This window comes from Oceanococcus atlanticus, assembly GCF_002088235.1.
Lineage (GTDB): Bacteria > Pseudomonadota > Gammaproteobacteria > Nevskiales > Oceanococcaceae > Oceanococcus > Oceanococcus atlanticus.
In genome coordinates this window covers 526,908-539,784 of record NZ_AQQV01000002.1, presented here as the reverse complement: position 1 = coordinate 539,784, position 12,877 = coordinate 526,908, and the positions used below count along the sequence as shown (strand labels likewise).

Sequence of the window (12,877 nt, the reverse complement as noted above, 5' to 3'; positions counted from 1 at the left end):
AGGCCATGGGGGGCTGAGGTGGGGTAGGGGGGGCAAAACCCTTCGATCGTTAGGGCCAAGGCTGGGGGGTTGGTCGCGATAGTAGCTACCACACGAACGCGGAGCACCGCGTCGCCAAGGCCGATTTGAAGGAGACAAGCAGCATGACCAGCAATCCCCCTGAATTCCCGCAGATGTCGCGTCAGTCGCCGGCTCATGGCTGGCCGCAGAATCCCAAGTCGAAGATCGATGGCTTTGGCATTCAGCCGCCGCTGGACGACATCACCCGCGAGTTCCAGCCGCAGCTGCGCAAGTTCGCCGTCGAGGTCATGCGCCCGATCGGTCAACGCCTGGACCGCTTGCCGGCCGACCAGATCATCGCCGAAGGATCGGAGTTCTGGACCTTCCACAAACGCTATCAGGAGCTGGGCGTGGAGCTGAGCATGCTCGCCCAGATGGAGCCGGAAGCGCGCGCCAATCTGTTCTGTGTGCTGCTTGAAGAATTGGGTTATGGCGACGGCGGTCTGGCCATTTCGGTCGCCGCGGGCATGCTGCCGACCTATGTGTCGATGCTGTTCGGCAATCAGTTCCTGATGGAGCGCTTTCCGGAAACCGAACTGGGTTGCTGGGGCATCACCGAGCCGGATCACGGGTCGGACTCGATCGACCCGCAGGGCATGGTGCGCCATCCCGGGGCCAAGTACGGCAGGCCCAACACCGTGGCGCGCTTCTACAAGGACAAGATCATCCTCAACGGGCAGAAGTCAGCCTGGGTCTCCAACGGCACCTGCGCCAAGCACTGCATTCTCTACTGCGCGGCTGATTTCGGTGATGGCCCGAGCGTGGAAGGTGGCTGCGTGCTGGTCATTCCGCTGGATCTGCCGGGCATCAGCCGTGGCAAACCGCTGGAAAAACTGGGCCAGCGTGGCGACCCTCAAGGCGAAATCTTCTTCAATGACGTGGAAGTGTCGCTTGACTACGTGCTCGCCGGCCCCGAGGACTATCTGCGTGCGGTTTACTGCATTCACTCCGAAGCCAATGCCTTGATGGGCGCAATCTGGACCGGCGCTGCGCGCTCGGCCTATCACCTGGCCCATGCTTACGCCCACGAGCGCAAGCAAGGCGGGGTGCCGATCTTCAACCACCAGCTGGTGGCCTACAAGCTGTTCCACATGTTCCGCAGTGTCGAGGCAGCCTCAAGCCTGACCCGGCGTGTCGTGCACTACAACATGACCAGTGATGTGCCGGCCCTGCAGGCCGCCATGTGCGCCAAAACACTGGGCACGCAAACCGCCTTTGAGGTGTCCAGTGAGGCTCTGGGGATCTTCGGCGGCAACGGTCTGACCCACGAGTACCCGATGGAAAAGATCATGCGTGATTCGCGTGCCTCGCTGATCGAAGACGGCACCAATGACGTGCTGGCGATCAAGGGTGGCTACTACCTGATGGATCCGGATCTGCTCTAAGACTCAGATCGATACCTGGGGCGCACCCGGCGTGCGCCCCTCACCTTCAAGGATTCATCATGAAAATGAACGCTTACGTGGCGGGCGTGGGCATGACGCGCTTTGGCAAATATCTGGACCGCGGGCTCAAATCGCTCGGCCAGGAAGCCATCAGCGCGGCGCTGACCGATGCCGGGCTGGACAAGTCCGATATTCAGGCCGCCTACATGGGCAATGGCGGCGCGGCCGTGGTCACCGGCCAGGTGCTGGTGCCGGGACAGTGCGTGCTGCGTGGCATGGGCATCGGCGAAATTCCGGTGGTCAATGTAGAGAACGCCTGCGCCACCTCCGCCACCGCTTTCCAGCAGGCGGCGGCCATGGTCAGTGCCGGTGCCTATGACGTGGTGCTGGTGTGCGGGACCGAAAAACTCTACAGCGAAGACAAGCTGGCCACCTTCTCGGTGTTTCAGGGTGCGGTCGACACCGAAGACATGGAAGGGGTCAAGCGGCGCCTGGCGGAAAATGCCAGGGCCACAGGTTCCACCGCGGATATCGAAGGTGCCGGCAGCACCCGGTCCATGTTCATGGACATCTACGCCTCGATGGCGCGCACCCACATGCAAACCTATGGCTCGACCCAGCGCCATTTCGCGATGGTCTCGGCCAAGAATTCTTTCCACGGCAGCCTCAATCCCAAGGCCCAGTATCAGGACGAGCTGAGCGTCGAGGACGTGCTGGCGGCGCGCCCGGTGGTTGATCCGCTGACTTTGCCGATGTGCTCGCCGATTGGTGATGGGGCCGCGGCAGTGGTGCTGGTGTCCGAGCGCAAGGCACGCCAGCTGGGGCTGGGGCGCATGGTTCGGGTGCTGTCTTCGGTGCTGGCTTCCGGACACGATGATCCGGGCAAGCCGGATGCGCCGGAGATGACCGTCAATCAGGTCTATGCCGAAGCAGGCCTGGGGCCGGATGAGCTCAGCGTGGTTGAGCTGCACGATGCTTCGGCGCCGGCCGAGGTGATCTATTACGAATTGTTGGGCCTGTGCGCCAAGGGTGAATCCGTGCGTCTGATCGAGGATGGCGAGACTCGCCTGGGTGGCCGCCTGCCGGTCAACCCGTCGGGTGGTCTGTTGCGCAAGGGGCACCCCATCGGCGCATCCGGTGCGGGACAGATTGTGGAGCTGGTGACCCAGCTGCGCGGCGAAGCCGGTGCCCGCCAGGTTGATGGCGCACGGCTGGCGCTGGCCGAGAACGGCGGCGGATTTATCGGCAATGACGTTGCCGCCATTGTGATTTCCATGTTGCAGAAGGTTTAAGTCATGAGCATTGACGAACTGACACTCGCCGGTGTGGTCCGGGCCAAAGCCGATCGGCACGACCCGGAACCGGTGCTCACCATCGAAGGTGGTGGCAAGCGGGACGACGAAACCCGCAGCTTTGCCCAGCTCTGGCGCAACGGCCAGGCGCTGGCGCGAGGCCTCAAATCTCTGGGCCTTGGGCGTGGCGAAAAATTCGCCCTGCTGATGGCCAATCACGTGGAGTTTGTTGACGCCATGGTGGCGGCCGGCATTCTCGATGCCCTGTTCGTGCCGATCGATCCACGCACCAAGGGCGACAAGCTGGCCTACATGCTCAAAGCCGCCGGCAGCGTTGGTGTGATCGCGGCTGACTATGCGCTGGACAACCTCAACGGCGTGCGTGGCGAGCTTGAGGATTTGCGCTGGGTGGTAGCGATGCCCACCGACGAAAGCGACAAGTCGTTGGCGGATGAGCCCGCCATCACGCCGCTGGCCGAGGTGATGGATTTCGATGGCGCCGAGCTGCCCATCGCAATCGAAGATCCGCAGGGCGCCATGCAGCTGATCTACACCTCGGGCACCACCGGTGATCCCAAGGGCATCATCATGACCCATGCGCGCTTCTGCGGCACGGCCGCAGCCGCCGGTCAGCTGTTCAAGTACACCACTGACGACCGTCCTTATTCCGGTCTGTCACTGACCCATGCCAATGCCCAGCTGGTGACATTGGCGGCCACACTGATCCTCGACATGCACTGCGTGCTGTCGCGGCGTTTCACCAAGAGCCGCCTGTGGGACATCACCCGCCAGTACGGTTGCACCACCTTCACCTTGCTGGGTGGCATGACCACCGCGGTCTATGCCGAGCCACGCAGGCCGAATGATGCCGACAACCCGGTGCGCTTCATCGTCTCCGCCGGAATGCCCAAGGCCATCTGGGAGGACTTCGAGCAACGTTTCGGGGTGCGCATCCTGGAGTTTTATGGCGCTGCCGAAGGCGGTCTGGTGGTCAATCCGGTGGGTGTTGGTCCGGTTGGCAGCGTGGGCAAGGTCGCCCCGATTCTGCAGTACAAGATCGTTGACGAAAACGACAACGAAGTGGCCCCGGGTGAATCCGGCGAACTGCTCATGCGGCATGCCGATGGTTCGCCCTTTGTGGTCGAGTACTACGGCAAGCCGGAAGCCTCGGCGGCCAAGTGCGCCGGTGGCTGGCTGCGCATGGGTGATGTGCTGCATGAAGACGAGAACGGCTGGCTGTATTTCGAATACCGCAAGGGCGGCGGCATCCGCTGTAACGGTGACTTCGTTAACCCGGCTTTCGTCGAGAAAGTGATCGCCGAGCAGGATGCGGTGGACGACGTGTTCGTCTATGGCGTCACCGCGGCGTCCGGCGCGCCGGGAGAAAAAGATGTGGTCGCCGCGGTGGTGCCCAGCAACGGTTCGCTCGACCCACAGGCGCTGTTCCGGGCCTGCCGCGAGAAGCTCGAATCCAATTTCGTGCCGCGTTACATCCAGATCATGGATGCCATTCCCAAGACCGCCTCGGAGAAGCCACAAGAGCGTTTCTGTGTCGAGGCTTTCGAAAACGACAAGGCGCAGGTTGTTACCGAAGCGCGCCACTGATTCTGACAATCCCCTAGGAGGAGATAACCCATGAGTACAAATTACGAAGTCGTGCTGTATGGCGCCAGCGGATACACCGGCAAACTGACCGCCTGGAAGCTGGCCGAAGCGGGCATTCCGTTCATCGCGGCGGGTCGCAGCCAGGCCAATCTGGAAAAGGAAATGGCCCTGGTCCCCGAGCTCAAGGGGCATGATTATCAAATCGTTGAAGTTCAGAACACCAAGGAAGAACTGAGCAAGCTGTTCAGTGGCAAGAAGGTGGTGCTGAACATCGTCGGGCCGTTCATGCAGCTGGGTCGCCCGGTGGTTGAAGCCGCCCTCGAAGCCGGTTGTCACTACTTCGACACCACCGGCGAGATGGACTGGGTCAAGATGCTGCGTGAGGAGTACGGGGCCAAGTTCAAGGCCAAGGATCTGATCCTCTCGCCGGCGTTCTCCTACATGTGGGCGGAGGGCAACATCGCCGCCGAAGTGGCGCTGGAAGCACCCGGAATCGACACCCTGGACATCGTCTACTGCGCCGATTCGGCCGTCTCCGAAGCCTCCACCGCCTCGTTCCTGCGCATGTGCACCAAGCCGCAGTACAAGCTGGTCCACAACGAACTGGTGATGTGGCCGTATGCCAAGGGCTACAGCGTGAATGTGCCCGGCGAAGTGCAAAGCTTGATGGCGCTGCCGTGGAGTGGTGGTGGCGAGCCGATCTGGTACGAAACCGACGAGCGCGTGCGCAATTGCTCAGTGCTGGTGTCGTTCCGCAACCAAGAGATGTTTGGTGCGGTGCTCGGCCTGCTTGAGAAATTCGAAGCCGAGGTGCGTGATCTGCCGGAAGATCAGCACGAGCCGACCACCAACAGCTGGGCGCTGGATCTGACCACGGCCGAGCCGGGCCGCGAAGACCCCAGCCTGAACCGTTGCACGATTGCCTGCCACGGCCGCGGCGACACCGAGTCGGTCACCGTGATCATTCGTGGCAACTGCCCGTACATCCAGACCGGTGCGCTGCAGGCTGATGCCGCCAACCGCGTCCTGCTTGGCAAGATTCACAAGACCGGTTTTGTTTCGCCGGCTGAAGCCTTCGGCGGACGCAACCTGCTCTCCACCCTGGCCGAGCAGGGCTACCTGTCCTGGCGTGTGGTCACCTCCTGATCCTGCCCAGAGGCGCGAGCCGGCGCGGGCCGGCTCGCGCCATCACACCATCAGGTTCGGAGTTCAGATATGGGAATCGGCGCTATCGGTGTGCCGCAGTTGCTGCTCATCGCACTCATCGTCGGGTTGATTTTCGGCTCACGCAAGCTGCGTGGGGCGGGGGCTGATCTGGGCGCCGGGGTGCGCAGCATCAAACAAGCCCTGAGTGCTCGGGCGCACGAGCACAACGAGGGTTGATTCATGGTTTCGTGCCGGGTGCGGAGCGACAGTCAGGCTGTCTCCTCAAGGTCTCCAGACGCTCCGCCGGGCAAGCGCACAGGTCTGTCCGTTTTCTCCCCCCTTACGGCAGATTCTTGTCCGATCGCACCTGCCCCCATCGCAGGTCCGGCACATGCTGGCGGCAACCCTTAAGGGAGGCCGCCTTTTTTTATTCACGAGTGGGACGTGGACTGGGAGAACAACAATGAATGGTCACGCAAAAATCCTGTTTGTTATCGCGGCACTTTTTAATGTCGCCGTAGGGCTGTCCTGGCTGGTGGCATTTCCGCTGGTCCAGAATCTGATGCAGCTGGCCCCGGCCGAAGGCAGCAATCGCATGATTCTGAACATCTGCGCCGTGCTGGTGCTGACCTTCGGCTATGCCTACTACATGGTCAGCCGGGATCCGGTGAAGTACCGCCCGTATGCGGTGCTGGGTACGATCGGCAAGCTGGCGGTGGTGGCTGTGGTATTGCCGGTCATCATCCAGGGTGGGCAGGGATACATCCTGGGCTGGGTTGCCATGGGTGATCTGGTCTTTGCGCTGCTCTTTGCACACTTTCTCAAAACCCATCCGGCGGGGAGTGCTGCATGAGTGCGCAGCGCTGGATGATCTACGGTTGTTATGGCTACACCGGCGAGTTGGTCGTGCTGGAAGCCCTGGCCAAGGGGCATATGCCGGTGCTCGCGGGGCGCAATGCGGCGCGCACGCAGCGCATGGCCGAATCGCACAATCTGGAGTGGCGTGCGTTCGGCGTGGCGGATGCGGCCGGCCAGCTGGACGATATCGACGTGCTGATCAACTGCGCTGGGCCGTTCGGTGAAACCGCCGCGCCGATGATGCAGGCCTGCCTGCAGAGCAAGACACATTATCTGGATATCACCGGCGAGATCCCGGTTTTCCAGCATGCACAAAGTCTTTCGGCGCAGGCTGCAAGCGCCGGTGTGGTGCTGTGCCCGGGGCTGGGCTTCGATATCGTGCCCACCGACATGCTGGCAGCCAATCTGGCGCATGCCTTGCCGGATGCCAGCGAACTGGAGCTGGCCTTCGATTTCGGCGCCTTGCCGAGCCAGGGCACGGCACGCACCGCGGTCAAGGCCATACCGGCGGGCGGCATGGTGCGGCGACAGGGCGAGCTGACCCCGGTGCCGCTGGGCTACCGCATTCGCAAGGTGAACTTTCCGCGCGGTACGCAATCGGCGGTCAGTTTTCCGTGGGGCGATGTGTTCACCGCCCAGCACTCCACCGGTATCGGCAACACCATTGTTTACTTTGCCATGCCCGCCTTGCTGTGCTGGTCGCAGAAGCTGACCCATCCCCTGCGCGGCCTGCTGGGCACGCGGCCCATGCAAAAGGCTTTGCTCAAGCTGGTGGGCTGGTTGCTGCCGACTGGCCCCTCACAGGCAACCCGGACCAATGCGGGCACGCAGTTCTGGGGGCGTGTGACCAATCCGCAAGGGCGGGAAGTCAGCGGCACGCTGACCGCGCCCAGCGTTTACCTCTTGACCGCTCAGTGCGTTGTGGCGGCGGCTGAACAGTTTGATACCGCCACTCCGGCATCGGGCTATCACACCGCCTCGACGCTGCTGGGACGTGAGTTTCTGCATGGGCGTGATGGCTACGTCATGCACATCAATAGCTAAAAGCAAAACCAGGAGACAAGCATGTCACGCAAGACTGTCACCGTATTCGCGGCCTCCGGCACGGCCGGGCGCGCCTGCGTCAACGAGCTGCTCGCGCAGGACGTATTCGACGTCAAGGTGCTGCGGCGCAAACCTGGCCAGCAGGAGAAATCCTCCTCCGGCGTGCTCATGGGGGTGGCCGAAAAGCAGCCGCTATGGGATGAATGGACACGCCAGGGCGTGGAGGTGCGCGAGGCCGATGTCACCGATCATTCGGAGCTGATCCCCGCGCTGGAAGGTACGGATTATCTGGTTTCGTGTGTGCCGCTGTTTGCCACCGAGTCGCAGTACCCGCTGATCTGGGCGGCCAAGATGGCCGGTGTAGAGCGCTTCGTGCCATCCGAGTACGGCTACATCTACGAATGGGAGCAGTTCTGGCCCACGCCCAGCGTGCACCGCACGATGGCGGCGCAGAAAGCCTTTATCCGCCGGGTGATCGAGCTGGCCGGCCTCGACTTCACGATCATTCCGGCCGGGTTGTGGCCGGAGTACTACATGGTCGAGCCGGTCGGCGTCATGGGCGATGGCGAGCGCAAATTTTCCTGGTCCTGCGGCCAGGATGTCGGGCGCATCATTCCGCATGTGCTGGCTCATCCGGCTTCGCGCAATGCGGTCTGCCCGGTGGCAGCCACCGCCTACTGCTCCTGGAATGAACTGCTGGATGCACGCGAGGCGGCGCTCGGGCGCAAGGTGGCACGCAACTATCTGGGGCTGGAAGACTGGCGGGCGGCCCACGCGGCGGAAAGCAATCCGCTGATCAAGGCCATCATGGCGATTGGTCTGGCCGCCACCGAATGCCCCGAAGGCATGCCGTTGTGGGCCAACTGGAATGCCCTGCATCTGCCCGATTTCAAGGGCACGCCGCTGGATCAGGCCTTTACCGACATCATCGAACCGATGGCTGAGGCCATGCAGGCCACCATCCAGGGGTGAATCCCTATCGTCGGTTAGGTGCCAGTGTGCCCGTGCAGGACCACACTCAAGCTCAGGACATCGCGTTTTGAAGAGACGGCGCGGCGCCGACGACAGCACATAAGGAGAACAGCATGCTGCAGGAATATCAGTTGGACGGGAAGGTTGCACTGGTCACAGGAGCCGGCCGTGGTATCGGTGCGGCCTGCGCCGAGGCGCTGGCCCAGGCTGGCGCTGCCGTCATGATCACCGACATCGATCTGGAGGCCTGCCAGGCGTTGGTCACGCGGCTGCGCGAGCAGGGCTGTCACGCTGACTGCATGCAGCAGGATGTGGTCGATGAGGCGACCTGGGAAGAAGTGGTGTCGCAGACCATCGACCGTCTCGGCGGCTTTGATGTGCTGGTCAACAACGCCGGAATTCTGACCGGGGCGCTGGTCGAAACCGACACGCTGGAGCAGGTCCGGCGCATCAATTCGGTCAACATCGATTCCATATTCCTGGGCATGAAATACGCCGCCCGCGCGATGAAGCCGGATGGCCCGGCCGGGCGTGGTGGCTCGATCATCAATATGTCCTCGGTGGCCGGGCTGTTCGGCACCCTGGCTCACAGTGCCTATGGCTCGACCAAGGGCGCCGTACGTTCGTACAGCAAACACGCCGCAGCCGAGTTCGGCAGCCTGGGCTACGCCATACGCGTGAATTCGGTGCACCCCGGTCTGATCGAAACCCCGATGGGCGATCATCTGCTGGAAACCTGGATCGATCTGGGCATCGTGCCGGATGAGGCGGCCGCACGCGAAACCATCCACAGCATGACCTCGGTGGGGCGTCTCGGTACCCCGCGCGAAGTCGCCCTGGCGGTGGTCTTTTTAGCCTCTGATGCATCCAGCTATGTCACCGGCAGCGAACTGGTGGTGGATGGCGGCATGTCGGGGCGCTGAATTAACTCACCTATAGGGTTGCTGGCAAGCACCAAGCTAGGCTCAGGCCATCCCTATCCGACAATTCGGTATACAAAGCGCTATTATTGGAGGCTCTTGGGCGGTACTGCTTGTACCGCAGATTTGCCAATTGGGGTGGGTGCTTTGAAAAAAATTCTGGTCGGTGTTCTGGCTGTGCCGCTGATGAGCGGTTGCGCGTTGTTCAATAAGAAACCAGATATGGTTCGAGTGGTTGACCGTGTCGAAACTGGATTTACTGACGAGGGCTTGGCGGTTTCACCCAAAAGAGTACGTGCCTGGGTCGAAGATATTGAGCGTGATGTTGCTGCGGCGACCTTGATTACCAGAGTTGAAGAAGGTCAGAGCATCAACAAGATCACGATCGACCCCATCGGCAGCAAAGTCGTTTTCTCTCTTATTGAAGAGCAGCAAGCCCAAAATCAAACCCAGTCAGGGTTTTCCGGTAGCGTGGGTAAGTATTCTGCGACGCTGCGTGGTGTTCCGACCAATGGCGGAGGTATTTCTCAGTTGACCACTGGGCGTTGGCTGGATATGTACCCGGAGTATGGGCCGAGCGGTCACATAACCTTTGCATCCAATCGCACAAGACCAGACGGTATTGATATTTTCCGTATTGACGCTTCTCGGGCTGGTGGCGTTTCAATGATTCGCCAAACGGTCGATGGTTACCACTACCATCCCACGGTACATCCAAGTGGAAAAATGGTTTTTACCTTCCTGCCTGATTATCGTCGCCGTGGCTTGTCGTTAACAAAAACTCAACCACAGTTGTGGAGCTTGGGTGGGGGTAACCCATACCCAACGCAGCTACGTGAAGGATCTAATCCGTCGCTTTCTCCTGACGGTGAAAAAATCGTGTTCACTGGTGTAAATGGTCAGCTTTGGACTATCAGCACCGATGGTCGTGATCCGGTTCAGCTAACCTCGTCAGCCATACCGAAGGATAAACTGACCGGGCAGTTGATGAAGAAGAAGGATGCGACTTGGTCACCAGATGGCGAGTACATCATTTTTGCAGCCGCAGATGGCAAGGACAGCGAGAACTTCTCCAACTACGACATTTGGATGGTCTCAAAGGAAGGGCGCGGTCTTCGGCAGCTCACTACAAATGGTTCTCTCGACGCATTACCTGTTGTGAGTCATGATCAGGCGTCAATCTACTTCGTTTCAAACCGTGGTTTTGTTGAAGGCATCTGGAAGATTCCGTTTCCTTTCTAAAACGACAAGCAGCGCCTGCTTTTGTGCTTGGCAGGCGCTCTGTTTAGCCACGTTGCAGGGAGGGGCTGAGTGTTTCGACGAGACCTGGGCGGGTTGACGTTATGCCAGCAACCTGTTGGTTGCTGAGCCGATAAGACTCGGGTTTTCTGTCAACGCATTGCTACTGAGTATCTCGCGTGGCGCCAGGCCAAAGCTTTTGCGAAACGAGCTGGAGAAGTGCGCCGAGCTTGAGAAGCCGTTGGCGTGCGCTGCGTCGGTCATGCTGTGACCCAGGGCGGCATCGCCAGCGGTTTTGAGTACACGCATCCACAGGCGGTACTGGCGCAGACGCAGGCCGGTTTGCGAGGCGAACAGATGCTGTAAACGTGATTCGGATAGCGCCACGCTTTTAGCCACATCACTGACCGGCTGATTTTCGAACAACCGGGCGTCGACCTGCTCGGCGGCGGCGAGCACGCGCGGATCACGTGCGGCGTATGCTGTTGTATGGGGCCGCCACACGGCATCATCGGCGTCGATTGTGCCGCCCTGATTCAGGGCCTGGATCCAGTGTGCGGCATCACGGTGTTGGCCGATCGCGTCCGCTTCGGGCTGGGTGGTGGCGCTTATGACCGGGTCGAGCAAGACCACGCCCACGCGGGTGTCCGGGGCGTGCAGAATGTGCTGGGTGTTGGCTGCGATCACCGCGCTGCGCGCGCGATGGATGTGCTTGCTGTTGGCCACTCGAACCTGAAGCGGTCCATCCAGGCCAAACAGCCAGGTTTCACAACAGTGCGCATGCCACTGCGTTTGTGGCAGATGGCCGATATAAAGCAGCGTGCGACCGGCGACCTGAATCTGGTTGGGTAGCAGAATCTTGAAAGTCCCCGGAATCGAATGCAGCCAATATTAGCGCCGTCCTGAGAACGGAGAAAGCAGTGAACACAGCGCGTGATGATCAGTCGCAGACCCGGCGGGTGGCGGCGATACAGATGCACGCAGTGGTCGGTGATGCAGCGCCCAACATCGCGCATGCCGAACAGCGTATCGAAGAGGCCTTCCAGGCGGGGGCTCAGATTGTTGCCTTGCCGGAGTTCTTTACCGGCGCCATCGCACCGCGGGCGCAGACCGCAGCCTGTGTGCTGCCGGCGCGCAATGCGGCCATTGACATGATGAGCCGCCTAGCGGCTCGCCACGGCGGCTGGGTTGGCGGCTCGATGCTGGTGGAGCAGGACGGGGAGATCTACAACCGTTATGTGCTGGTCGGGCCCAAAGGTGAGACGCACGCTCATGACAAGGATCTGCCGACCATGTGGGAGCGTGCGTTCTACCGCGGCGGCAGCGACGACGGGGTGTGGCAAACCGAGCTTGGCGGCGTCGGTGCGGCGGTGTGCTGGGAGCTGATCCGCAGCCAGACGGTGAAACGCATGCGTGGGCGTGTTGAACTGGCGATGACGGGCACCCACTGGTGGACCTTGCCGCACAACTGGCCGGGCGCCATGCGTCGCATGCTGGCTTCGATCGGCCAGTACAACCGCTATTTGAGCGAACAGGCCCCGGTCGAGTTTGCCCGTCGCTTGGGCGCGCCGGTGGTGCAGGCCTCACATTGTGGGCAGATTGGCGGGCAGTTTCGTCTTGGGCTGGGATTGCAGGTGCCGTATGAAACCGAGTACGTCGGGGCAAGCCAGATCGTCGACAGCCGCGGTCAGGTGCTGGCCAGTCGCAATGTGATGGAGGGGCCGGGTACGGTCTATGCCGATGTCGCGCTGGGCGCGCAGACACCGGTTTGTGAGGATGCGCTGGAGCGGTTCTGGATACCGCATTTGCCGCTGTTTCTGAAGGCTTACTGGCACCAGCAGAACTGGGTCAGTGAGATGGTTTATCGCAAGACGGCCCGTGCGGCCGGTGTTGAGGCGGCGCGACGCGCAGCCCAGGGGGAATCATGAGTGCGGAACGTTTTGCCCTGCTCAGTGCAGGGGTGTTTTTGCTGACCGGCATGCTGACCGGCATCTGGAAGTACTGGCATATGGCGCGCTCGGCGTCGGCAACGGCGCCGGTTTACGTTGATATCTGCCATCGCACGGCGTTGCTTTATGCCTTTGCCTGTCTGGTGCTGCAGCAGCTGGCTTTGAGCAGCAGCTTGTCGCCGCACATCAACCTCGCGGCGGTGGTGATCCCCATCGTGTTCTTTGCCCTGGCGGTGCTGAGTTACGCCATCCACGGGTTTTTGCAGGACACCGACAATCAGCTGCGCAAGCCCCATGTGCTGGGTTCCAGAACGCTGTCACCGTGGCTGCTGCGCGGCTTTATGCTGCTCTTGATCGTCGGTGAGATTGGCGGCACCTGCGTGTTGATCGCCGGCAATCTGTAAGCT

13 protein-coding genes are annotated in these 12,877 nt (G+C 61.3%); 12 read left to right on the top strand and 1 reads right to left on the bottom strand.

What is annotated here, in order from left to right:
- The first annotated feature begins 143 nt into the window (after positions 1–143).
- The 10 genes from ATO7_RS09660 (at position 144) to ATO7_RS16805 (ending at position 10,524) form a co-directional block, all read left to right on the top strand.
- Positions 144–1,445: an acyl-CoA dehydrogenase family protein gene (locus ATO7_RS09660; protein ID WP_206044868.1), complete on the top strand. Its 1,302-nt coding sequence runs from the start codon at positions 144–146 to the stop codon at positions 1,443–1,445.
- Positions 1,446–1,504: 59 nt separating this feature from the next.
- Entirely contained in the window at positions 1,505–2,737 is a 1,233-nt protein-coding gene (locus tag ATO7_RS09655) for a thiolase family protein (RefSeq protein ID WP_083561518.1), read from the top strand.
- A 3-nt stretch (positions 2,738–2,740) separates the two neighbouring features.
- Positions 2,741–4,342, top strand: coding sequence for an AMP-binding protein (locus ATO7_RS09650; protein ID WP_083561517.1), 1,602 nt, complete (start codon positions 2,741–2,743; stop codon positions 4,340–4,342).
- Positions 4,343–4,372: 30 nt separating this feature from the next.
- Entirely contained in the window at positions 4,373–5,488 is a 1,116-nt protein-coding gene (locus tag ATO7_RS09645) for a saccharopine dehydrogenase family protein (protein ID WP_083561516.1), read from the top strand.
- A gap of 69 nt (positions 5,489–5,557) precedes the next feature.
- Positions 5,558–5,725 carry a twin-arginine translocase TatA/TatE family subunit gene (locus tag ATO7_RS09640; RefSeq protein WP_206044867.1) on the top strand — a complete coding sequence of 56 codons (168 nt, stop codon included), beginning with the start codon at positions 5,558–5,560 and terminating at the stop codon, positions 5,723–5,725.
- A 226-nt stretch (positions 5,726–5,951) separates the two neighbouring features.
- The gene (locus tag ATO7_RS09635; protein ID WP_083561514.1) at positions 5,952–6,341 is read left to right on the top strand and encodes a hypothetical protein; all 390 of its coding nucleotides are present in this window, start codon (positions 5,952–5,954) and stop codon (positions 6,339–6,341) included.
- Positions 6,338–7,390 carry a saccharopine dehydrogenase family protein gene (locus ATO7_RS09630; protein ID WP_083561512.1) on the top strand — a complete coding sequence of 351 codons (1,053 nt, stop codon included), beginning with the start codon at positions 6,338–6,340 and terminating at the stop codon, positions 7,388–7,390. The genes ATO7_RS09635 and ATO7_RS09630 overlap by 4 nt, the downstream gene beginning before the upstream one ends.
- A 21-nt stretch (positions 7,391–7,411) precedes the next feature.
- Entirely contained in the window at positions 7,412–8,362 is a 951-nt protein-coding gene (locus tag ATO7_RS09625; RefSeq protein ID WP_083561511.1) for an NmrA family NAD(P)-binding protein, read from the top strand.
- A gap of 113 nt (positions 8,363–8,475) precedes the next feature.
- Complete coding sequence (locus tag ATO7_RS09620) at positions 8,476–9,285, top strand: glucose 1-dehydrogenase (RefSeq protein ID WP_206044866.1); 810 nt, start codon at positions 8,476–8,478, stop codon at positions 9,283–9,285.
- A gap of 96 nt (positions 9,286–9,381) precedes the next feature.
- The gene (locus tag ATO7_RS16805; protein ID WP_146680266.1) at positions 9,382–10,524 is read left to right on the top strand and encodes a TolB-like translocation protein; all 1,143 of its coding nucleotides are present in this window, start codon (positions 9,382–9,384) and stop codon (positions 10,522–10,524) included.
- A gap of 99 nt (positions 10,525–10,623) precedes the next feature.
- Here ATO7_RS16805 and ATO7_RS09610 read toward each other — a convergent pair whose 3' ends face one another.
- The gene (locus ATO7_RS09610) at positions 10,624–11,247 is read right to left on the bottom strand and encodes a helix-turn-helix domain-containing protein (RefSeq protein WP_158523142.1); all 624 of its coding nucleotides are present in this window, start codon (positions 11,245–11,247) and stop codon (positions 10,624–10,626) included.
- A gap of 194 nt (positions 11,248–11,441) precedes the next feature.
- Here ATO7_RS09610 and ATO7_RS09605 point away from each other — a divergent pair, with 194 nt between their 5' ends.
- Positions 11,442–12,449, top strand: a complete 1,008-nt coding sequence (locus ATO7_RS09605) for a carbon-nitrogen hydrolase family protein (protein ID WP_206044865.1) — start codon at positions 11,442–11,444, stop codon at positions 12,447–12,449.
- Positions 12,446–12,874 (top strand): hypothetical protein, encoded by a 429-nt coding sequence (locus ATO7_RS09600; RefSeq protein WP_083561506.1) that lies wholly within the window; start codon positions 12,446–12,448, stop codon positions 12,872–12,874. Before ATO7_RS09605 ends, ATO7_RS09600 begins: the two co-directional genes overlap by 4 nt.
- The last annotated feature ends 3 nt before the right edge of the window (positions 12,875–12,877 follow it).